Raw genomic sequence first — 22,328 nt, 5'->3', positions numbered from 1 at the left:
GGGCTTGGGGATGCCAAATCCCCAACAAGTTCCTGCCCGTGTATATACAGGGCGGAACTTGCTCTACCTTATGCGACGTATCCGGAGCTTGTGCCGACTTAGGTCGGCACGCATCAGTGGAAATAGGATTTCTTTTAGAAATGATGCGCAGAGCTGTAGCAGGATTTCATATGGAAAGCGTGTTTGGTGGATTTTCTGTAAGACGGGTGTATGACAGATTTCTATATAACCGGCGAGCAGATATATGCGCGGGCAACGAGCCAAGCGAGAATGCTTGCATTCTCATTTGGCGACTGCCGCGACAGCGAACAGTTTACTGTGAGCTTGCGAGCCGCTAGAAATTTCAGTAGGAGATATTCACGAGCCGTGCGAGTGTATCCGTGAGCGACCATAGGGGAGTGAGCGTAGACCAGAGGGAGGAGCGAAAGCGACGGCGAAAAGCATCTGCCGTATACGGCAGCATTATTATTTCTACAGGAGTAGCAATTAACAATATAACAGTTTTAGGACATGAGAAGCAGGTGAGAAATTGCCTGCTTTTTGTTTTGTCAGATTGGAGGTTTTGTATGGGAAAGACAGATAAAAAGAAAGAGAATATGGCTTTAATGTCTATGCGTATTTCCGCAGAGGATAAGGAACTGATTGAGGAAAAAGCGAGAAAAACCGGGCTTACCACTTCAGAATATATGAGACGATGTGCTTTGGGCAGGAAACTGCCTTGCTATGGAGATACCGGTCTTTTAAGGGAGTATTCCATGCAGCTTGGAAAGATTGGCTCGAATCTGAATCAGATAGCAAAGCATTTGAATGGTGGTGGCGATTTTTGCAGCGTTTATTATGAAGTAAAGGAAGCCGTAAGGGAGCTGCTTGATTTGAAGTTTAAGATTCTGCCGGCATTGGAAGATGTGGCTTGTGGTAAAAAACGCAGGCGTAAAAGCGGAAAGGATGGTGAGAGCTAATGGCGATATTGAAGCATATTTCAGTAAAGAACAGATTTTATTCTGATGCAGTGGAGTATCTGACCTGTCAGTTTGATGAATATACTAATAAGCCCATTCTGGATGGAAAGGGCAGGATTATGGAGCGTGAAAACTATCTGATTGATGGCGTGAATTGTGATGTGGACAGTTTTGGTGCAGAGTGTATTGAAACCAACAGATTTTATGGAAAGAACAATTCTGTGAATGATGTAAAGGCACATCATTATATTATCAGCTTTGAACCGGAGGATGATATTACAATGGAACAGGCAATGGAGTTTGGAAAGAAGTGGCTTGCAGAGTTTGCTCCGGGGCATCAGGCAGTAGTTGCAGTGCATCCAGACGGTCATAATAACAGCCGGAATATGCACATTCACATGGTTATTAATTCCGTGCGGAAATTCCCCGGCAGGAAAAGCATATGGCACGATAAACCATGCGAGTGGAAGCAGTGCTGTAAGCATAAAAGCACTGGTAAGATGATGTATCATGCAAAAAAGTGGGTAATGGATAAGTGTATCCGTCTGGGATTGGGGCAGGCGGATTTACTTGCCAGAAAGCATAAGGATAATTACTGGGTGGAAAAACGCCTTATGGATAAGAATGCATCAGACGGTGTGGGAGTTACTTCCGACCGGGAACTTATAAGAAATACCATTGACAAGATTCTGCCGACGGTAAATTCATTTGAACAGCTGATAGAGTATCTGCGTGCAATTTACCACTGGACGATTAGAGTTACGAATAAAACTGTGACTTTTGCCATGCCGGATATGAAGAAAGGAATCCGAGGTAATAAGCTGGGAGAAGGGTACGGAAAGGCAGAGCTTGCGGACAGGATTAGAGGTTTTGTTGCAGAAAGGGAAGCAAAAGACCTTGCCATGAAGCAGATGGAAGCAGAGATTGAGGCATTGATTCAGTCAGAGCAGGAGAAGAAGCGAAAACAGGCAGAAGAACTGAAAAAGAGGGAAGGGATATCAGCCATAAGAAATCGTGTGGCTGAACGCAATAGCCGTAGATTCAATCTTTATCTGGATGAAATGGACAGAAAAGAGTGGAATAATGCTTATCTGGACTATCTGGAAGGTCAGGAAATAGTGGACTGGAAAACAGCTACAAGCAGAAATGATTTCTACACCGATTATGACCAGAGTGGAATTTGAAGCAATGCAGGAAAAGCAGGCTAAGAGAGAAGAGGCTGTTTCATCATATACGGAGACTCCTGTTATTGACGAAGTGGTTGCGGAGAATGAAGAATCTGTGGTTGAGATAAATGATATAAGTGTGGAAGAAGTTGTTGCTGATTTTTATGAAACGGATGCAGTGTCACAGGAATCGAAGGCTGAGGAGCAAATCGTGGATGTTGTAGTAAAAGCAGAGAAATCTGAGCAGATTGATTACACTGAACTTTCTTTGGAGGAGCGTGCAAGAATCCTTCCCGCACCTACGGATGATTTTGAAGCAGAGTTTAAAGCATTTAAAGAACGTTTGGGTTATGTGGGTGCTAAGCTTGCAAGTATTCAGTACAAGATGGAAATTTATGATGAGTTTCGGGAAGAGTATGATTACCGCAATCGTTGTCATAAGGTCGAGGAAGCCAGAACTGTAGATAGAAGCAGAGGAGCGAGATAATCGCTCCTAACCCTTGTTAGAGGATGGTAAATTGATAGGATTTCAGATTGTGAATAGCAGATATTAAGTTATAATAAATATGAGTATGTGGAAATTCATGCTTAATTAATTTGAAGTTTCATGATTGTATGGGGGGAAAAAGAAATGACTATAGAAGAATTCAGAGAGAAGGTTAAGGATGAAGAATATGCACCTGGATGGGATGCCATTGAGGAAGCATTTGCTAAATGTTATCCTGGTCAGGAGCCAAATCATTATGGAACTAATATTGAGGCAAGAGCAATGTTTGGCGGTTCGGAATATATTGATGGATATTCAATTTACAAGTCGCCACATGGACACCGGCATATTGTAACCTTTGGCATGACAGAGCTTTATGCTGATGAGGAAGCTTTTGGTGGAAAATATAGTCGCTGGGGGTACGAGATGACTTTTAAACTGAAAGCGGATAATGATGATGATTGTATGTGGGCGATAAATTTCCTTGGAAATCTTGGAAGATACACCTATACAAAGGAAAGCTGGTTTGAGCCCGGACATTTTATGTCAAATATGGGAACCCCTATAAAAGTAGGTGCAGACTCACTGATTACAGCCATCCTTGCAGTAGAGGATACAGAGGTGCCGGGAATTGATACAATATATGGTCGCGTTGATTTCCTACAATTCGTAGGTATAACCAGTGAAGAGTATGAAATGCTTAAGGCAGATCCGACTAAAGTTAAGCCGCTTGTTGATGCCATGAAAAAGGATAATCCTTACCTTGTGACAGATTTAGGAAGAAAGAAATCTTACCTAGTATAATTTTGTATATGATAGATCTGCTGTAAAAATGATGTGAACATTATGAAACGTGCAATAGCAGGTCATTTATGAAAAGTTATCGGTAAATGAAAGGGGTACATTATGTCTGCTGATTATGAAAGAAAACTACATAGAGCAGTTGCCCAATTTGTCAAAGAAGCAGATAAAAAATATCCCAACTGGAGCGAAAGAAATGATAACGGGGAATGGGGAATCGGATTAGATAAATTTGATGATATGTATAAGGTTATTCTCGAAATAATAGAATATACATCCTGCGATGAGGCTACGGAGCAAATGCTTGATGATATCTTGTTTGGAATTGCTAGAGATAATGAATGCAGTCGTATTATAGAGGTGTTATTAAAATATCCTGATTGGTATGCTTTACTGTGTGAAAAGGTGCTGTTTACTGAATATATAAATGCAAAGTGGCAGTTTGAAGAGAGTCTAAAGGATTATCATGGCAAGGATGAAATAAAAGCTTTAATCTTCGATTTCCTGCAGGTTGATGATGAGTATACACAGCGTATGGCACTAAAGTCATTAGCATATATCCATCCGGACAAAGCAGAAGAGCACGCAATAGAATTTTGATGGAGAGATAAATATAAGGATGATGCTTTTGGGCATGAGCATCAGAAAATAATGGTGCTTCATGTACTGCATATGATTCATTCAACCGAGCTGGAAAAGTACCTGGATTTGGCGGATGAAAGCGAATATTATTATTTGAAGGATAATGCAAGGGAAATACGCAAAAGGATGGAATAGGAGAAGCTATGGAGTTAGATAATAACGATGAGAAGTTGAATATTGAAAACACAGACACCATTGATGGCATGGCATATGAACAGGATACTTCCAGCTTGATACTTCTTCTTGCAGATGGAATGGACTGGTCAGATATAAATCGACATTTATTGTTATTGCAGGAGAAACTCAATACATATATTTGGTACATAGATTCAGGACAATATGAGGAAAAGTATCCAAATGTTAGAAGGATAGAATTGCGTGTAAGCTTTCTGTTTGAGGAACCGAAGCTGTGCCATAGGCTTTTAGAAAAAGCAAAGCATGTGTTTATGAACGTGTTTGAAAATGTGGAGATGATAGTAGAGAATGGAGAAATTAAAGAAGGCGAAATATATGGACAAGGATCCTTTTAAGGGAGTGTGTGTTTGCTAAGATGTGGGATGAGAATATAGTATATGGACCGTACGAAATATAATTATAGCTCAGAACTGGAGGTAGAACTGGTGAAAAAAACGCTGTGTTATGTATATTAGTATTATTTGTATTAACCGGATGTACGACAAGTGAAATTGAATATGAAACAAGTAGAGATGAAGTTATATATTCACCTAGTGGTAACTATTCTATAACTCTACGATATGACTATGTAAGTCGTCCATATATTTTTAAAGATGATACATTGGTTTTCGAAACAAATAAACCAGGATATAATGAAACAGTATACTTTAAGGTTGAATGGGAATCCGAAGATGAAATTTTTTTGTATATCGAATCGGATAACGACAAATATAGTAATGAAAAATATTTTATAAAAATTGATTAAAATAATATCTTAGTTAATGTATTAGTCGAACTTGAAAAAATACCTGGATCTGGCAGATAAAAGTGAATATTACTATTTGAAGGATAATGCAATCGTGACAAAGTTACCAGAGATAGGATATATGGAAGAGCTTCATGATGAAGATTGGTATGAAAAATCATATATATGGTTTTACGGAGAATGGTTAGGTTCAGAGGAGGCAAATGTGGAATCAAATCTAAAAACTATGGCAATGCGAATAAGAGATTTGTTAAAGGAGAGTAATCATGCTCAATGGAAGGAAGTAGATGATTTTCTGAAACAATATGAGCATATGCATGTGTGTGATGAGAAACTTATACGTAGAATGGTATGTAACTGTCATATTCGGGCATGGGGAGATTTACATATTGCCGGCATTGAATATGGCGACTGGATAAATCTATTAGAGGATTTTTCAGAAGCATTAAAAAAACATGTAGACGAAAATGTACTGTGACTAGATGGTTGAAATGAAAGAAAATGAATGCCGGATTATTAAGCTTGGCAGGGATGCGTTGTCTGAATTGATATACGAGTATTTTATAGATAGTTGTAATAGAACTGTCTTAATGTTGGTGTTAAAATACTAAGGAGAAGAAGATGGAAGATATGTTAAATGTTGCAGAAGCAAAAACAAGATTAATTCAGGAGCTGTCGGAGATAACTGGTTTCAAGTATCTTAAAAGTGGTGTGTTAAAGAAGACCGTGAAAGATATTGTGTTTGAAATTAATTTCTTTTCTTCAAAATGGAATGAATCCGGTCAAAGCATCGAGATAAATGCAGAGTTGAGACTTATCTATAAAACGTATGGAAAATTACCAGTCGATAATGTTGTGGCATCTATGAGTTACCAGCCAGAGAATGGATATTGGTATGATATATCAACGGAAAGCAGGTTGCTTGAAACAAGGAATATATTAGAAAAACGATTTCAAGAGACAGCAATGGACTTAGTACATAGATTTGAAAATAATTATCATTCGGCTGTACAATATCTCTTCTTTGAAGGGTTTGAAAAGTATGATGTACATCTTGATTTTATAGCAGAACATTTAGGACAGGAAGCAATTAAGGATAAAGCACATCAAATATATGTTGGACTGTCAGATGAGGTAAAAGAGCAGATTGTTCAATATCAAAATGGAGCAAGGAATAAGACGTGGATGCTAAATCGGTGTAATTTGAAGTATATTGTGGATAATGATATTTACCTTCAATGAATAGGTTGGCAATAAAAAAGTAGGTGGTGGTTGATAAAGATGTCTGTATTGGATAGAAATGTTGTAGATTTTGGTCATGAAGACGATGACAAAGTTACAGTATGCATTAGTGATCACATTCCATGGGATTCAGAGATATTAAAAGCGCACTTAGAGGTTCTTCAGGACAAAGTAAACGATTATTTAGACTATATTGCATCGGGGCAGATATACGAAGACTTCGGTGGAAGTGGCAAGACTCCAAATATAAAAGTTATTTTTTGTCACAAGCCTACTGAAGAGGTTGAGTTTATTCTCAACAAAATAAAAGAGACGATTATGCGAGGTATCCGGATTTCCAAGAGGCTGTCTATTCCCATGAAAAATGGCTTATATTAATTGGTTCAGGATATGGAAAATGCAAGGGAAATACGCAAAAGGATGGAATAGGAGAAAGCTTTGCGATTCAAAATATATAGCATCGGATTTGCTATAATTTAGATTGCGGATTCATTTTCTTTGTTTTTGGATATGTTGTACTCTGCTCATTTGAAGTCTAAAAAATAAGAAACTTTCGCATTTAAGCAGTAGATTTTGCAGCAGAAAAGGAGGATTGAAAAATGACACAGAAAGAAAAACTATTTTACTACTTGGACAGGATAAATAATAGCACCGAGCTTAAGGATGAAATATATTGGAAATGTGGATTGGAAATATGGAAACCTAACGAATTACAGGATGACTTGGAATCTCTAATGGAGGGTGGCTGTAAACAGAATTATGAACTTATTCCATTTGCCAGTGATGGTGATGGTGGAGTATGTGTATTGGTGGATAATCAATATGTTTCCATGATTGATTCGGAAGGTGGAGCCGGATATATCGCAGCTTCTGTAGATGATTTTATAAATATACTATTATGGTACAAATATATTCCAATTACGAAAAAAGTATTTGATGGTTTTGAGGAGTTTATAGAAGATTACCAGAGAGATGAATACGGTTCGAATACATCGGAGCTTATAAATGATTTTTTACAATCTGAACATCTTGATTTGGATAACAGAATGGTATATGAAAAATTCCTAAAAGGAGTCTCATTGACTCCTGCATTCATCATAGAACCGATGGATGAAGAATATGAAATTTCAGAGAATTTGTTCAGATTCGATGAAGCAGAATTTAATGAAAAGATAAGATGTACAGGCTTTGCGGCTAATGAAGGAGATGTTGATATGGTTTTTGAAGATGCGTTCACTGATTTACAGTCAGAATTTGTTTCTCTGTGTATGGAATATACGGGCGGATGCGTTGATAAAATATATATCTATATTTATCAGGATGCATCACAGAAAATGTTCAATGCTATTTTTGTCAAAGGAGATAGGGTCATACCTGCCGGTAATTTTGCTGATGATGAAGCCTCTGATGAATTTTTATCAATTGGAACAAAAGATATTAGTAAGCTAGTTGAGTTGTGTGATATGTACCAACAAAAATGTCCGAATGAATATAAGCTGGAGTTTGATGTTGCAACTCATAAATTTGATGCGTCCTATCGTTATGATGACTATACCAAAAGTGGAATATCCCCTGTGTCAGAATTGATGAGCTGGTATGGAGAAATTAAAGAAAGTATGTAGCACGTGACATTTTGAAGTTTATATATTGAGCCTGTGCCAAAGAAATGTGATAGGAGAAAGAAGAAATTGATTCAACATACATATGATGTGCAAACCTTTGATGATGGAAACAAAATAATTCGCCCTGCTCTTTCGAATGAGTATGAAGCACTGCTTGGCTGTCTTATTGATTTTCCGGATTTGATGGAAAGAAGTGTAGACATAGTGATTGACGGTGAAGCTGAAATATATAATACGGCTGGAAATGTTTTTTCTGCGGACATAGAAAAGGAAATTACCGTTATAACATGTTATTTGGTTGACGATTACGAGCCTCTTTGCGTAAGTACCGAAGATCTTAAGAAGCTTCTTTATGAATGGAATAATATCCGGAGATTTAAAAAATCTCATAGTAAACTATATGATATTTTGCTGGCAGAGCTTGAGGCTGGAAATACAATACGTGAAACCTATAGAGGTCGTTTCAGTGATAGTGATGAAACAACATTTATTTTTCTAAATAAGACACTAAAGACGAAGGTTAGGACGGATATCCCGGGTATAACTTATATGGAAGTAAATGACCCGCATTATTGGAATGCAGAATATGATGACAAAGAGAATAGACTTTGCCTTGCTTGGTAAGGGAATTAAGTAGGAGGAATGTGTATGGATATGAATGGAATCTATCAGAAAGATAATAAATTTGATGGCGAGGAGAGCTTGTATTATGTCCTTGTTGGAAACGGTGGTTCTTCACGTTTGAGCAAGAATGAAAAGTATCATATTATTACATGTTCTGCTGTTGCAATATATGATATAAATGCTGATTGTGTGGTAAAGAAGATAAAGATTATGACATGGCCTATATCAAATCAGGAGTATGAGGCACAGAATGAAAACAGCGAATATTTTAACAGATTTAAAGATGGTGTGATTTATAAGGTTTTGGGAAGATTACAGTATAGTACCTTTGGGGAACTTGCATTTTTGTATGTAAAAGAGGTATTAGAAGAAAATGTATCCGGAACAAAGCTTGATAAAAAGCAGGAAAAATATCTGGCACCGATTGTTTTAGAAGATGATGTTTTGGGGAAATTGGTGTTAGAGAAATCAGAAGGGCTGTTTGAAGGAACGTATCATTTTTTAGGTAATGATATTACGATTTATATTGAGGTAGAGTGGAGCAGTAAAGCAACCTGGAAAAAGCCTTTGGCTGTTGCAAGAGATTTTGTGGAGCATATTGTGTCAAGAGATGAAGCATTTAGAGAATATATTGCAGCTGATGAAGCATTGTATGACGCTGCTTTGGAGTGCTTGGAAGACTATGAAGATGAATGTGAAATTCATTTTTCTACACCGGAAGAATTTGCAAACGCATTAAAAGAACGCATGAAATACATCTTTGTGAATCAAAATGGTTCCTATACTATAGGATATGATGATGGCTATGTATTTGGCGGACATGAGATTGATGTAGATGTGGATTCTAAGGGCAAAATGGTGTGTGCGGATATGAGATAGATAACAGCCTTGGCAATCTGTACAACAATCGGCTTTAGAAAATAACTTGCACAGGAAATTCGCAAAAGTATAGATTGCTTTTTTGAAGCACAGAAATGTCCAAATGGTATTGGAAAGCCGTTTATTTGTGTAAGAATTGGTGAGTTTTTTTGAACAGAATAATGATAGAAAGTAGTAAGTGAGATTATGAACACAATTAACAAGAGTATAAAAGATGCCCTGTTTAGAGCCTATAACACAAGAAACAGAAACAACAAAAATCAGAAACGTTTTGATGTGATATTTGGAACAATATTTTTTTTGTGTCTCATTTTGACTATAGCTGCATTTGGCTTGATGGGAGCGAACGTAAAAGCAGGAGTTATCATGCTCCTTGTAATTTTTTTATGCTTTGGAGCAGCTGTTACATATGCTTTGCTAAGGAAAAAACGTATTATGAAGCTGCTGTATTCGGTGCCTGTGGGAGCGGAAAATATAGAAAAGATAGATGTTAAACAGGTAGAGATTCTGAATCAACTGTACGAGGAATCTGCACTTACTATTGGAATGGAAGCTATTCCGGATGAAGAATTTTTCAATATTCTGTACAACTGGTTAATCGGCATGAATGCATTGCCGGAAGGCAAACTTAAACTGTATTACCTTACAGGAAAGCTGTGGAATCAGCGATTTGCCTGCAAAGTAAATGATGATACGCAGATTTTATGTATCGCTATGGGCGATCTGAATATCAATGCAGAAAATACGGAGCAGTTTTCGTATGAGCATATGGTGTTTGGAAGATATTTGGACGACATAGTTACAGGGGGTTAAATCTATCAATTTGAATATTCATTATTCAGCACCCGATTGGGTGTGGGATAAGTTGTAATAGGTATATTGGAGTGGAAAGGGAATTTAAGTATAGAATGAAATTCATAAAAAAGCATCCGTATTTATTTTGGCAATACATTGGTTTTTTCATATTGGCGGTTGATTGTCTGTATGTTTGGTTTAATTTGGAAAATGAGCAGGTAAGCTATGCATTTATTGTACTTTCGGCAATGCTTGCCTTTGCGATTATAACTCTGTCGCCTTTTGTAATTAAATGCAGGAAAAAAATGAAAGACCCTGCAGAGATAGAAGAATCCTATCGGTACAAATACATCGAAGAATGGTATATACATATATATGGCTCGGCAAAAGGTGTGGCTGTTATTATAACTATGATCGTTTTGTTTATTGGTGGTACGTGTGTCCTGACATACTTCGGTTTACCTTTTTTGGCATTTTTATTGTTTTATGTCGATGTCTGGATTTACTGTCTGTGGAAAAACCACGTAAAGCGCACATTTTACAAAGTACCAGATGGTGCAAAACGGTGTGAGCTTATTTATGTGAAGGATATAGCATTTCTTGATTTGCTCAATTCCCAGACTGCACTTTGCTACTTTTCAAAGCCAAGTGACGAGATGCTTGATTTTTTATATAACCGATTTTATAGTGAAACATTAAATCAGAAGCGCTTGCTTATGAATGAGCATCTGAAAATTTATGTGGTAAATGGCAGGGTTTTTAATGAAAAGTACGGCATTTCCAAATATGACTTACCGATGTCGGATGAAGAATGTCTGCTTTGTATTCTGCCTGACGAACTGAACCCTGAGGTTATGAGTAGCAAGGAAGTTGCATTAAGAGATTATGAGATTGGTGGGGGTCTGTTTTCTGAGTATGTAGAGAACTGTCCGGAGTTGATGTAGTTGTGAAGATGAAGAGGATACAAAAATGAATGATAATTCTTTGAAATTACCCAAATTTAAATATCATCCTAATGTTTACGATAAAGAAAAAGTTTTAGATGCAGTTCAGTTCGATAATAATGTATGCCAGTGTTGTGGCAACAAAACAGATGTGTATGTGTCAACTATGTACTGCAGTGGAGAAGTGGATTGTATTTGCATGGAATGTGTGGCAAATGGTAAGGCAGCAGAAAAGTATGATGGTGAATTTATCCAATACGCAGAGGAAATATCAGATGAGGAGAAAAGGACTGAATTGTTTAGGCGAACACCGGGATATTGTTCTTGGCAAGGCGAATATTGGTTGGCATGTTGCGATGACTATTGTGAGTATTTAGGTGATGTAGGATATGCGGAATTAAAAGAGATGAATTTAGTAAGTATTATTGAAGAATACAAAAAAGTAGAGGGAATGGACTTTGATAATGAAATGTTAGAAAAGGGCGGTTCCCTGGCTGGATATTTGTTCAGATGTATTCATTGTGGAAAATTTAGATTGAATGTTGATTGTGATTAAGGGAAGCAATGGAGTTAGGTAAGAATGACAAAAAAGGGTGCGTGACTATGCTTAGAATAAAAGATGAATTCCTAAAAGGGGTGTCATTGACTCCTGCATTCATCATAGAACCGACGGATGAAGAATATGAGAATTCAGAGAATTTGTTCGGATTCGATGAAGCAGAATTTTATGAAAAGATAAAATTTACAAGTTTTGAGGATAGAATATCTGTAATTGATGTGTTAAAATAAGGGAAAATGAAATTTCCTTTATTCAGGTTATTAAAGCTTGGAAATGGAATTAAGCAGGAGGAATGTTTTATGCCATACTTAATTGTAGCAGTTGTAGTAGTTATTTTTATTGCCGTAGTTTTTATAGTGGCAGGAAAAGACAGTAAAGAACGCATAGATATGGTTTCTAAATTAACAGAGGAGCAGAGAAATATTTTAATGTCAACAGAAGTGAATTTTGTTGAGAAAAATGCATGGGTACAAAAAGCAATGGTAGCGAAAATGAAGGATAAAGGAAATAAAATAGACATAAGGCTATTATGGTTTAACGAGGTACTGCAAAATAATGAATATAATAAAATTACAATTGCAGATGTAGCAATAACAAAATCAGAACAGGAAGAACACAACGTAAAGGAAGGCGATTTTGTAAAATTCTATTTTGCACCGGAAAAAAGTATAGGCAGGACAAAAATAATATGGGAGTAGGCTTTAATTTATACGAAAGTGAATGCTCCGCATTATTGGAATACAGAATATGATGACAAAGGGAACAGACTTTGTCTTACTTGGTAAGGGAAAGCTGAAATTCTAAATTTGCTGAAGGGGCAATTATGATTTTTGAAGATGCATTTACAGAAAAACAATCAGAAATAATATCAATGTTTTTAGAGGTTATAGGTGATAATGTAGATACAATATATGTTTTCATTCAATCGGATGAATGGTCAGCAATGGAAACATGTGCCTTCGGAGTAAAAGGCTCAATACTTGGTAATCTTGAAGCGGGTATATCGGATAAAGATATATTAGAGATATTTGATGTGATAGAGGATGAAATTATACCTGAACTTGAAGATATATGTAAAGAATACGATATGCCTATGCCTCAAGAATTTAGGTATGTATATAATGTTGCTTCCGGTGCATTTGATTCAAATTATAGATATGGGGAAGAATTGAGTGCACTTGAAGATTATGATCCAGGAATAGAAGCCCAGAAGTGGATAGATTCGTTTAAAGTATGATTAAATAAGCACGCATTTATTTGAGGTTGATAAATCGTGGAAAATTGAAAGGATACAGAGAAATGAGATGGATTGCCCTAAAATGAGTGTGGGGCAATCCACCTTTCGAATTATGATTGCGAATCCGCAATCATTTCCAAGGTTCCAATGTTTTTAATAAAATCTCTCTCCACCGGAGAAAGGCTATCCTCCAGTCGGTTTTTATATTTATCATATTCAGCATGAGCCTTTTCGATAGCCTGTTTATGGCTGACATGACCGCTGGTGGTAAGTATATCCCTTCTGGTCATTTTCAAGTAATCGTCAATGGTTTCCAGCCAGTCCTTCATATACATAGGCTCCTGATTAAGGGCATGGACTTCGGCAATGTCAAGGTACGCAGTAACGATTTTGTTTAGGGCATCCAGTTCTGCTTCCGAGAGATAGTTTTTGGCAACTTCCACATCAGAACGATGTATGGTATCACCACTCCATGAAGTAAGTCCCATATTTTCCTTTTCTGCATCAGCACGCTGATAGATTACTTCAGCAGCGGTGTGTTTGTGGGCTGCCCAGTGCATTTTGTTCTGAACTTGCTTGAAAAATTGGACAGAGGCTTCAGCATGAGGATCATAATCGATACTGGTCGCATAGATTTCTAACACTTTTCTCCAAAATACTTTTTCAGAAGAACGGATGTCTCTGATACGGGCAAGCAGTTCATCAAAGTAATTGCCGCCACCCAATCGTTTTAAGCGATCATCATCCAGAGCAAATCCTTTTTTCATATATTCCTTTAAAATTCCCATAGCCCAGATACGAAACTGTGTACCACGATGGGATTTTACACGGTATCCAACGGAGATGATGACATCAAGGTTATAGTGATCTACATTGTAGATTTTACCGTCTGCGGCAGTTGTTGCAAAATTTGCAACAACTGAATTTCGCTGTAATTCCCCTTCTTCAAAGATTTTTTTGATGTGGCGGGATATGGTTGATTTATCACGCTGAAACAATTCAGCCATCTGGTCAAGTGACAGCCATACTGTATCATCTTCAAAAGTTGTCTCTATCTTGGTCAGTCCGTCTTCGGTTGTGTACATAATGATATTTGAGTTATTCATAGACTTAATCCTCCTTTTTCTTCGCCCTGCTCTTATACACATTGTACTGGTTCTTGCATTGAGGAGAGCAGAATTCCATATTGCTTCTGGTTGCTACAAAGGCACTGCCACAGTGCTTGCATACTTTCAGAGTAGAGTTATCATCGGTAAGCATAAATGAAAACATCATTTGGATACCAAGCAGTAATGAGTGGAATTCCCACACAATAGTAGGTTTGTCCAGCAGTTCTATGTGATAAGTTGGTGCAATACCGCCAAATACAGCCATTCCCTGTCGGTACAGATTTCTTTCGTTTTCATCTAACCGGTCATAATCCTGATAATACAGAAAACTTGAGAAAAAGGTAAATGCCCAATCTCTGAATACTGTCACAAGCCAGTCATAGCGTTCTGCATATTCTTTCTGAAAGCTCATAAGAACTGCCTGCGGTTTGTTCTTCATCGCCATAATCAATGCAATCATTTCCGAACTGTCAGTACTCCATGAAGATTCAACACCATGCTTTACAAAATCAATATTATCAAAAGGAAAAAAGTAGGACAGGTACTTTTCTGTGCTAAGACTTTCTTCCCTGATAAAATGGTTCTTTGGTAAATATACTGCTTCATATGTAATAAACTCCGGTGTGGTAGGTAATGCGGTCATAAGTCCGAGCAAACCATAATTGCAGGCAAAATCAATAATAGAAGCCTGAAGGGATTCTTTCGGTTCTTCCTTCATGGCAAGAGTGCCTATGTTAATGGCAGCCAGAACCATATCCTGATATTCTTTAACCGGATTGTAAAGGGATGGCTTTGCATCCTCTGTGGGAGTGATATAGAGAGTTCCATTGTCTGCCTTTTTCCATTCGTATTTATCATATTTTACCCAGTTGGAACTGGAGTTTGCAAATAAATTCATCATATACTTCCTCGTTTCTATATAAAAGTAATTGAATAAAATTCAAAACTATTACTATCATAGCACAGATAAAGGGAAATGTAATTACTTTATTTCTATTCTGTGGCTTTTCTTATAATAGATTAGCAGTTGGTCTGATTTGTTATGCTTTTCTGGTACTGCTTTAATACCTTTCTTGCCAGCACACCGATTTCACGGATAATCTTTTCCTTTTCTTTTTTAGCTTTTCTTTGTATGTCAGGTATTTTCTCTTTGTACTTTTCCATAAATTCCTGTTCTGTTGTCCATAGAGGGATATCAAATTCTTGTCGTTCTAAAAGCACCGCAATTACCTTTTTGGTTATCTGACCTAAGATGGTATTTCTCACACCTCTGATATTACGGTCAGTCTGTCCCAACAGATTTCCAACATAAAGAGTGCTGTAATCTCGAATATACAGATAATAGATAAGCTCTTTGTAACTGTCTTTCAAGTCATAAATAATCTTGGAATAATCCTCATCCGTAAGAAATTCATGCATTTCAAAGGGGCAGTCAAATATTACATCCAGAAAATCACCTTTCATCATCTGCCGCCAGTAGGTGTGGTGGATTGGATAGGGGATTACCACCGGATTCTTTGGAGCATCCTCTGTTAACCGGTTCATTTCCCTGCCTATTTCGTGATAGCGTTCCTTTCGTTCCCGGTTATCATCTAAGTGATCCCACTGCTTTATGACTTCCTTAAAATCTTCTTCGGTTCTCGCACCATCTTCCAGTCTTAAAAGAGCCTGTGCACGAAGCTCCCGTTTTAACATTGTGCGTGAGGCTGCTTCTGTAGCTTCTTCCTCCGGTACATCAGCATCCGGTTCAGGGTAAGCAGCCATTTCTAATTCTATTTCTGCAAGTGCAGCCTGCTCAATGATTCGTGCCTGTTCCATTTCTTCCATATACAGGAGCTCATCAGAGGCTATATTGTCTTCATTTTCTATTGATTCTTCGTAGTCTGGTTTCAATTTATATCATTCCTCATTGCATTATTTTCAAAAAGTTTCAAAAACACTTCCGCAAAACCACTTCTGTTTCTCCTATTAGTGAAAGGGTAATCTTTTTGAAATTAAAAAGATTACTTTGTGCGCTAGCTGATTCTTATAGAAGAATTATAACATAAAACAAACATATGTTCTACGACTTTTTATAAGAATTTTGGAGCATGCGTGCAGACTTGGAACGAAACAGTAGGAATTATGAAGGGAGGTTTTGCTATGGAATGGTGTCAGTTAGATGCAAAGAAATGTCTGGAATTCAGCAAGAAGATGGCAGTGATTAGAAAACTGGTTCGTCTTGGATTGATTTCAGAGAATGAATATATTCTGGCAAAGAATAAGATTATGAGTTCGTATCATATTCTGGAGTCGGAATATTTCAAATCCAATGCAGGAAATAAGGTTGCTTAGCAACCATAATCAGTATTGGGGAGATGGCGGAGTCTGTATATGCATGAAAATGTATATGCAGGCTCCTTTTGTATGTTCGTTCATATTTTCATTTTTTAGTATGCTTGGTATGAAGGATAAACCAAGCACGGGTTTAAGAAGGAGGATTTTTATGGCAGAAGTAGAAGTTATCAAGGCGGTGGAGGGTCCTATACTCCGCAAGAGAGATTATGAGGGTAAACCACTTGTTATTACAAGACAGAGAGTTGCGGCATATGTCCGTGTAAGTACGGATGGTGACGAGCAGCTTGAGAGTTTCCAGTCCCAAAAGCAGTATTATCAGGACAAGATATCAGAAAACCGGGACTGGGTTATGGTGGGTATTTATGCAGATGAAGCCATTACTGGAACAAAGGTGGACAAGCGTGAGCAGTTCCAGAGGATGATACAGGATTGTATGGATGGAAAGATTGATGTGATTATGACAAAATCAGTATCACGATTTTCCAGAAATACGGTTGATATCCTGCAGTATGTGCGCCTTTTAAAGGAAAGAGGTATTGCAGTGATTTTTGAAAAAGAGAATATCAATACCTTGACGGAACAGGGAGAAATGATGCTTACACTTATGGGAACGCTGGCTCAGAATGAAGTGGAATCCACATCAAAAAATGTGAAGCTGGGCATTAAGATGAAGATGAAGCGTGGAGAACTGATGGGCTTTAACGGTTGTCTTGGTTATGATTATCATCCGGAGGATAAGACAATTACAGTTAATGAAGCAGAGGCAGAAACCGTGCGATTGATTTTTGAACTGTATTTGCAAGGATATGGAACTTATACCATAGCAAAGCGTCTGGAGGCACTGGGGAAACTCAATAAAAAAGGTGTGGCAAAATGGACGGACAGTGGTGTGAGGGGCATTATCAAGAATGAGAAGTATAAAGGTGATTTGCTTTTGCAGAAAACCATTACCACTGATCCGATTTCCAAGAGGCGAATCGAGAATTTTGGTGAAGAGGAGCAGTATTATGTTCGTGACCATCATGAGCCTATTGTAAGCAGAGAGGTGTGGGAACAGGCAAAAGAAATTCGCTTATCCCGCAACCATCAGTCAGATAAAAAGGCAGATGGAAAGAGAGAAAAGTATACGAAAAAGTATGCATTTTCCAGTATGTGTGAGTGCGGTTTCTGTGGTACGAAGCTGACCAGACGTACCCTTCATAGCAGCTCCAAGTATGAAACACCGGTCTGGTATTGCAGAAATGCAGCCAATAGAGGTAAGCATAACTGCCCTAATAGTAAATCCGTTCATGAATCTATATTGGAAAATGCTTTCCTTGAGGCATATAAGCTGTTGGCAGGAAGCTTTGATGATGTAATTGATTCTGTGATTGGAACGATTGAAAGCATTGGTGCGAATAATGATGATATTGCAAGACTCAAAAAAGAGCAGAAAACTCTTGATAATCTGGAGCAGCGAAGAAAGAAACTTACGGATATATACCTTGATGATGGTCTTACCAAAGAGGCATATGATGAAAAGTATGAAGAGCTTACCGTGAAAATTCAGAAGTCGAAGGACTCTATAGAACTCCTTCAGAATAATGTTTCCAATCAGAAGGATGTGGGCAAGAGAATGGCTTCTCTTAAGAAAGCACTTGCTGATGGTGATATTCTGGATGAGTTTGACAGAGTAGTATTTGAAAGTATTGTGGAAAAGGTCATCGTGGGAGAGACAAACGAAGATGGCACAGTAGATCCTTACAAGCTGACTTTTGTTATGAAAGGGAATGGGAACAGTGTTGTTCCTAATGCGAAGGAGTGGTTTAAGGCTGAAAAAAGTGCAATACAGCCGGCGTAGATTGTGGTATACTAAGGTAACAAGGCACTTGTTTCTATATGGTAGGGACAGGTGCCCTGATATAAAAACATTCATAAGGAGGGCTTGATTATGGCTAATCAGACACAAATTTTGAATGTTAGTGATGAGATGAAATTAAACGATAATGTGCAGATGAAAAATGTGAAAGAACAGGAAGAAAATATGTATTCTTCTTCATCAGACACTACTGAAGAATTGTGTTCTTCTTCGACAACCGATGCACGTAGAAACCATCGTGAAAATGCGCAGGGCGGATTAGGTTAAGAATAGACTAACTAAGTAGTGGATTGCATTATGCCGGGAGGGCGTTTTGAGTATGATGTTGATAATCTTTTGGAGAAACAGAAAATAGTATTTATCATGCCGGTATCTTCTTATTCTGAGCCATATGTCGAAGGCTATTTTATTGATACAAAAGGGAAAAAACATATTTACGGATTGTATGGACAGGCACCGTTCGAATCGATTGAAAAGGAATATTTGTATCATGTTAATATTGATTCAGAGCGTAAAACGGAAGGGACAACTATCATGGATTATCCGTTAAAGCAATTATATGGAATTCGGGTTATAGATGACAATGAAGAGTTTGTTTTCCTTGAATCAGAAACAGGTATTACAGAGAGACTTGATGATCCGTCAGCGGTTCAAATTTATGAAGAATTTGGTGAAGAATGGTATGTGCTGAGATGATTTGCACCTCATGGTTGCTTCGGTGGCTGTGGGGTGTTTTTTAGTGGTGAGGTTTGCACGATGTTGCGAATGCTAATTGCGGATATGGGGGGATACTTTACAGGCGCAACTATATATATTATCTTTAATAGAGAACAATTTAATTATGTTTTTGTCTTGCACGCAAGACAAATCTTGAATATGACGGTATAGATATAGAGGTCATACCAATCTGGAAATGGCTTCTCATGGCGGATCTGTAACACCTGACACCTTTTACTGTTACAAGATTTATTAAATTGAGGTATGTAGACATGAGAGAAACTATTCAAAATTATTTTGAAAAAACGAAGCAATATCCTAAATAGTACTCAAATGAAGATTTTAGTACTATTTGTGATGGTATTAAAAAGGAAATTGATAAGGGTGTATTTCTTGTTAAGAGGAAAGATGAAACAGATTTGTCTGTATTTGAAGAAAAATATGGATATAGATGGAGACGTGGAAGATAAGCCAATTGCCAATTCTCTAAAAGAACTTATTAACAATATGAATGTTATAATGTAGTTGTTTTATTGCAATTATATTTATATGATATTTTAGACATAAAAAAAGAAACGAGCAACCCGATTGAGCCATAAGGCTGTACACGACAAAAACCCCATTTCTTTATGTGATGATAATACTATAATAAAAGTTGAATGTCAATCCGAATATTCGGGAATAGATTGATTAAGAGCATCTAATTCAAGTATAGTGGATGAGTTAAGTATATGAAAATAGAACGTCGAGAAACTTTGAAGAAGAGAGGAAAGTAGAGGGGACTTCAATGAAAAATAAAGTAAAATTTGTATCTATTTTGGGTGATTCTATAAGTACATATTCAGGATATAATCCGATTGGATATAAGGTGTTTTATGATGAGTACAACTCTTTAAGAAATGACATGACATCGGTATATGATACATGGTGGGCAAAGGTAAACCAGTTCATTAACGCCTACATTTGTGTTAATAATTCTTATTCTGGAAGTAAGGTTACAGGTGAAAAATTCCCTAGTGGAAATTGTGATCAGCGTACATCAAATTTGCATACAGAGCAGTACACACCTGATATGATTCTAATATATTTAGGGTTTAATGATTTTGGAAACGGTGTTCATATTACAAATGATAAGTTGGGAAGCCCTTCATTTTTCTCGTCCTATTATAATATGTTGCAAAAGATAAAGATGAATTATCCGAAAAGCAGAATTATATGCGGGACATTGATGGAAAGTTATATGAAAGGCGATAATAGTTGGAAATTTCCACATAAATGGGCTGGTGTATCGATATATGAATACAATGCGGCAATAAAAATTGCTGCAGAAATTGCGGGAATTGAAGTTGCAGATCTGGCATCACAGAATTTACGTTATGAAACATTAGACGGATCACACCCTACAAAAGAGGGGCATATAACTTTGGCAAAAGCATGGATTAATTGTTTGAAAAAAACAGTATAACAGATGGAGATAAGGAGGAAAACAAATGCTGCTTATAGGATCCAGGATTCAGGAGTACCGGAAGAAAGCCGGTCTGAATCAGGAGGAATTTGCGGAAAAGATGGGAGTCAGCAGACAGGCTGTGTCCAAGTGGGAGAGGGATAAGGCGTATCCTGATCTGGACAGGCTTGTGTGTATATGTGAGATTCTGGATGTACAGGTTGGAGAACTTATATATGGAAAGGGTGATGAGCCGGAGGCGCCGGAAGAGGTGTCCGGGGATGGAACTTCAGCGAATAATGCTGTCCATCTGAAGAATCTCAGGGGAAAAGGCAGGCTTGCCAGATTGAAAATATTATTTTGCGTGATGGCAGCCATATGCGTTTTCTGTGTAATTGTGGTGGCGGTGCTGTTTGTGAGGAACGAGTGGATCAGCCATTCAGATAAGAACGGAAATGTGCGCGTGGAGAAGGTGTATCAGCAGTATACAAAAGCTGATCTGGCATATTTGGATGACAATGGCCGAAAGATCATGGATACTGTGTGGCTTGATGTACCGGGGGTACGGGATGGAGATTACATACAGTTGTACACAGGGGTGGACGGTGATGGTCTGTTTCTGAATTACAAGACATCAACCATAGTTGCCGCATCATTTGTCATGCTGGTGTTTATTATTCTTCTGATCCTCATTGGGCTTGAGATAAGAAGGATGAAGAAAGAAGATACACTTCAGATCATACTTGAGGATAAGACAGCCGATGAAAAAATGTAAAAAAATTGTCTGCGCGATCGTAATAGCATGTATACTGGCGGGAGCTGCATTTGTCGCTCTTGAGTTTATGGGCGTTATTGATCTGAACAGTGCGCGGAAGACGGAAGAAAAAAGTGAAACTGAACAGGATGGAAATAAAATAGCTGACGATGAGACAGAGCCTTGGCATATAGTGTTCAAGGGATATGCCTTCTCTGTGAATCCGGTAGGACTGGCAATCATACATGAGAGTGGCTGCCTTAATATAAGAAGCTGTGATGATTATCTGATACAGATCGATGTGGAGGATAAGACGATGGCGGATTTCTGGGACAACAGAGAGCAACGCAAGAAAAATATTGAGGACGCAGGTTATGTGATGGAGCTGGAGCCTGAGAAGTTCGAGATACAGGGGAAGGAATATATCAGATACATAGCGAGTCTTGCAAATGAACGAGGTGCGAAGTTCGACAGATCATATTTTTATCAGCTTATATGTGATGCCGGGGAAGGGCAGCGTTTCTTTACTTCGATAAGATTTGATGAGATAGATATAGATGCGCTGAGCGGGTCGGAGAGAGCTGAGGTATATGAGAAGGCTGCCGATGAAGCTGTGGCCATTGTTGCGGGGGCCGTTCCCACAGATGAGACAAATGATATGACAGGCTCATACTGGCAGGAGGACGAAGCTATGGAGACGGGAGTGGTGGACAGTGTCGTGAATGGAGATACTACCGTGTCATATGAAATCCCTGAAAATTACAGCCTTCAGAATGAGGATTTGTCAGGTAAGACATACTATTCAGACGGTGATAAGATCACGGTTGTGACTTCGATCGTACCGTATAGTTGGATGACAGCATCTGATATGGCAGACAGAAAGACCGGGGCCGGAATATCAAAGGTAACAGAGGAAGGTCAGTGTGAGGTAAATGGTGTGACATTTTATTACTACACATATTCGACCTTATATATAAAGGACGGCAAGAGAAATATCACATACTATTTTAATGCATATGCTGATCTGAAGGATGGGAACATATATACAGTCAGCGGATTTGCCGATGATAATTCGGATGCCATGGACAGAGACACTTATTATAGTTTCATGAACATTACGGAGAAATAAGCACTATAGATTGCAAAAAAGTGACGAAAATCCCTATAATTCCGGTTTGCTACCCATAGTTGCCTGGTTGCAACCGATTACGG

The 22,328-nt window shown here is 38.0% G+C and carries 29 protein-coding genes; 26 read left to right on the top strand and 3 right to left on the bottom strand.

Annotation, left to right across the window (positions count from 1 at the left end; all coding sequences use genetic code 11):
- The first annotated feature begins 566 nt into the window (after positions 1 to 566).
- The 19 genes from ARA78_RS07580 (at position 567) to ARA78_RS07490 (ending at position 12,897) form a co-directional block, all read left to right on the top strand.
- On the top strand, positions 567 to 959 hold the full coding sequence (locus ARA78_RS07580) for a plasmid mobilization protein (protein WP_055145155.1): 393 nt from the start codon (positions 567 to 569) through the stop codon (positions 957 to 959).
- Positions 959 to 2,143, top strand: a complete 1,185-nt coding sequence (locus ARA78_RS07575) for a relaxase/mobilization nuclease domain-containing protein (protein WP_055280320.1) — start codon at positions 959 to 961, stop codon at positions 2,141 to 2,143. Before ARA78_RS07580 ends, ARA78_RS07575 begins: the two co-directional genes overlap by 1 nt.
- Positions 2,133 to 2,612 (top strand): hypothetical protein, encoded by a 480-nt coding sequence (locus ARA78_RS07570; protein ID WP_172674906.1) that lies wholly within the window; start codon positions 2,133 to 2,135, stop codon positions 2,610 to 2,612. The genes ARA78_RS07575 and ARA78_RS07570 overlap by 11 nt, the downstream gene beginning before the upstream one ends.
- 144 nt (positions 2,613 to 2,756) lie before the next feature.
- Entirely contained in the window at positions 2,757 to 3,416 is a 660-nt protein-coding gene (locus ARA78_RS07565; protein WP_055271927.1) for a suppressor of fused domain protein, read from the top strand.
- Positions 3,417 to 3,518: 102 nt separating this feature from the next.
- Positions 3,519 to 4,013: a hypothetical protein gene (locus ARA78_RS07560; RefSeq protein ID WP_055145163.1), complete on the top strand. Its 495-nt coding sequence runs from the start codon at positions 3,519 to 3,521 to the stop codon at positions 4,011 to 4,013.
- Positions 4,014 to 4,198: 185 nt separating this feature from the next.
- Entirely contained in the window at positions 4,199 to 4,585 is a 387-nt protein-coding gene (locus ARA78_RS07555; protein WP_022215869.1) for a DUF6572 domain-containing protein, read from the top strand.
- A 104-nt stretch (positions 4,586 to 4,689) separates the two neighbouring features.
- Positions 4,690 to 4,995 carry a hypothetical protein gene (locus tag ARA78_RS14095; RefSeq protein WP_055145169.1) on the top strand — a complete coding sequence of 102 codons (306 nt, stop codon included), beginning with the start codon at positions 4,690 to 4,692 and terminating at the stop codon, positions 4,993 to 4,995.
- A gap of 76 nt (positions 4,996 to 5,071) precedes the next feature.
- Positions 5,072 to 5,473 carry a hypothetical protein gene (locus ARA78_RS07545; protein ID WP_172674905.1) on the top strand — a complete coding sequence of 134 codons (402 nt, stop codon included), beginning with the start codon at positions 5,072 to 5,074 and terminating at the stop codon, positions 5,471 to 5,473.
- Between the two features lie 143 nt (positions 5,474 to 5,616).
- On the top strand, positions 5,617 to 6,237 hold the full coding sequence (locus ARA78_RS07540) for a hypothetical protein (RefSeq protein WP_022215867.1): 621 nt from the start codon (positions 5,617 to 5,619) through the stop codon (positions 6,235 to 6,237).
- A gap of 48 nt (positions 6,238 to 6,285) precedes the next feature.
- The gene (locus ARA78_RS07535) at positions 6,286 to 6,615 is read left to right on the top strand and encodes a DUF6572 domain-containing protein (protein WP_207641796.1); all 330 of its coding nucleotides are present in this window, start codon (positions 6,286 to 6,288) and stop codon (positions 6,613 to 6,615) included.
- Between the two features lie 221 nt (positions 6,616 to 6,836).
- Positions 6,837 to 7,859: a hypothetical protein gene (locus ARA78_RS07530; RefSeq protein ID WP_021938297.1), complete on the top strand. Its 1,023-nt coding sequence runs from the start codon at positions 6,837 to 6,839 to the stop codon at positions 7,857 to 7,859.
- Between the two features lie 66 nt (positions 7,860 to 7,925).
- Positions 7,926 to 8,483: a hypothetical protein gene (locus ARA78_RS07525; RefSeq protein ID WP_022215865.1), complete on the top strand. Its 558-nt coding sequence runs from the start codon at positions 7,926 to 7,928 to the stop codon at positions 8,481 to 8,483.
- 24 nt (positions 8,484 to 8,507) lie between these two features.
- Positions 8,508 to 9,362 carry a DUF2262 domain-containing protein gene (locus ARA78_RS07520; RefSeq protein ID WP_055271925.1) on the top strand — a complete coding sequence of 285 codons (855 nt, stop codon included), beginning with the start codon at positions 8,508 to 8,510 and terminating at the stop codon, positions 9,360 to 9,362.
- A gap of 186 nt (positions 9,363 to 9,548) precedes the next feature.
- Positions 9,549 to 10,175, top strand: coding sequence for a hypothetical protein (locus ARA78_RS14035; RefSeq protein ID WP_021938294.1), 627 nt, complete (start codon positions 9,549 to 9,551; stop codon positions 10,173 to 10,175).
- A 71-nt stretch (positions 10,176 to 10,246) separates the two neighbouring features.
- Positions 10,247 to 11,101, top strand: coding sequence for a hypothetical protein (locus ARA78_RS07510; RefSeq protein ID WP_172674903.1), 855 nt, complete (start codon positions 10,247 to 10,249; stop codon positions 11,099 to 11,101).
- 25 nt (positions 11,102 to 11,126) lie between these two features.
- Positions 11,127 to 11,657: a CbrC family protein gene (locus tag ARA78_RS07505; protein WP_022215861.1), complete on the top strand. Its 531-nt coding sequence runs from the start codon at positions 11,127 to 11,129 to the stop codon at positions 11,655 to 11,657.
- Between the two features lie 47 nt (positions 11,658 to 11,704).
- Complete coding sequence (locus ARA78_RS07500; RefSeq protein WP_156329424.1) at positions 11,705 to 11,890, top strand: hypothetical protein; 186 nt, start codon at positions 11,705 to 11,707, stop codon at positions 11,888 to 11,890.
- 69 nt (positions 11,891 to 11,959) lie between these two features.
- Positions 11,960 to 12,358 (top strand): hypothetical protein, encoded by a 399-nt coding sequence (locus ARA78_RS07495; RefSeq protein WP_022215859.1) that lies wholly within the window; start codon positions 11,960 to 11,962, stop codon positions 12,356 to 12,358.
- 125 nt (positions 12,359 to 12,483) lie between these two features.
- A complete protein-coding gene (locus ARA78_RS07490; RefSeq protein ID WP_022215858.1) occupies positions 12,484 to 12,897 on the top strand; it encodes a hypothetical protein in 414 nt (137 codons plus the stop codon).
- Between the two features lie 110 nt (positions 12,898 to 13,007).
- On the opposite strand, the gene ARA78_RS07485 is transcribed toward ARA78_RS07490, so the two are convergent.
- From ARA78_RS07485 to ARA78_RS07475, 3 genes are all read right to left on the bottom strand, one after another.
- A complete protein-coding gene (locus ARA78_RS07485; RefSeq protein ID WP_022215857.1) occupies positions 13,008 to 14,003 on the bottom strand; it encodes a virulence RhuM family protein in 996 nt (331 codons plus the stop codon).
- A gap of 4 nt (positions 14,004 to 14,007) precedes the next feature.
- On the bottom strand, positions 14,008 to 14,907 hold the full coding sequence (locus ARA78_RS07480; RefSeq protein ID WP_055271924.1) for a hypothetical protein: 900 nt from the start codon (positions 14,905 to 14,907) through the stop codon (positions 14,008 to 14,010).
- Between the two features lie 119 nt (positions 14,908 to 15,026).
- Complete coding sequence (locus ARA78_RS07475) at positions 15,027 to 15,899, bottom strand: hypothetical protein (RefSeq protein ID WP_022215855.1); 873 nt, start codon at positions 15,897 to 15,899, stop codon at positions 15,027 to 15,029.
- A 249-nt stretch (positions 15,900 to 16,148) separates the two neighbouring features.
- On the opposite strand from ARA78_RS07475, the gene ARA78_RS07470 reads away from it, so the two are divergent.
- From ARA78_RS07470 to ARA78_RS07440, 7 genes are all read left to right on the top strand, one after another.
- A complete protein-coding gene (locus ARA78_RS07470) occupies positions 16,149 to 16,340 on the top strand; it encodes a hypothetical protein (protein ID WP_022215854.1) in 192 nt (63 codons plus the stop codon).
- A 151-nt stretch (positions 16,341 to 16,491) separates the two neighbouring features.
- Positions 16,492 to 18,183, top strand: a complete 1,692-nt coding sequence (locus tag ARA78_RS07465) for a recombinase family protein (protein ID WP_022215853.1) — start codon at positions 16,492 to 16,494, stop codon at positions 18,181 to 18,183.
- Positions 18,184 to 18,273: 90 nt separating this feature from the next.
- A complete protein-coding gene (locus ARA78_RS07460; protein ID WP_055271923.1) occupies positions 18,274 to 18,468 on the top strand; it encodes a hypothetical protein in 195 nt (64 codons plus the stop codon).
- Positions 18,469 to 18,498: 30 nt separating this feature from the next.
- Positions 18,499 to 18,897, top strand: a complete 399-nt coding sequence (locus ARA78_RS07455) for a hypothetical protein (RefSeq protein WP_055146351.1) — start codon at positions 18,499 to 18,501, stop codon at positions 18,895 to 18,897.
- An 808-nt stretch (positions 18,898 to 19,705) separates the two neighbouring features.
- Entirely contained in the window at positions 19,706 to 20,383 is a 678-nt protein-coding gene (locus tag ARA78_RS07450) for a GDSL-type esterase/lipase family protein (protein WP_055271922.1), read from the top strand.
- A gap of 25 nt (positions 20,384 to 20,408) precedes the next feature.
- Positions 20,409 to 21,137, top strand: coding sequence for an XRE family transcriptional regulator (locus ARA78_RS07445; RefSeq protein WP_022215800.1), 729 nt, complete (start codon positions 20,409 to 20,411; stop codon positions 21,135 to 21,137).
- Positions 21,124 to 22,245: a hypothetical protein gene (locus ARA78_RS07440; RefSeq protein WP_022215799.1), complete on the top strand. Its 1,122-nt coding sequence runs from the start codon at positions 21,124 to 21,126 to the stop codon at positions 22,243 to 22,245. Before ARA78_RS07445 ends, ARA78_RS07440 begins: the two co-directional genes overlap by 14 nt.
- Positions 22,246 to 22,328 lie beyond the last annotated feature (83 nt).

This window comes from Coprococcus eutactus (assembly GCF_001404675.1).
GTDB lineage: Bacteria > Bacillota > Clostridia > Lachnospirales > Lachnospiraceae > Coprococcus > Coprococcus aceti.
The sequence above is the reverse complement of the archived record's forward strand: the minus strand, read 5'-3'. Positions and strand labels throughout refer to the sequence as shown.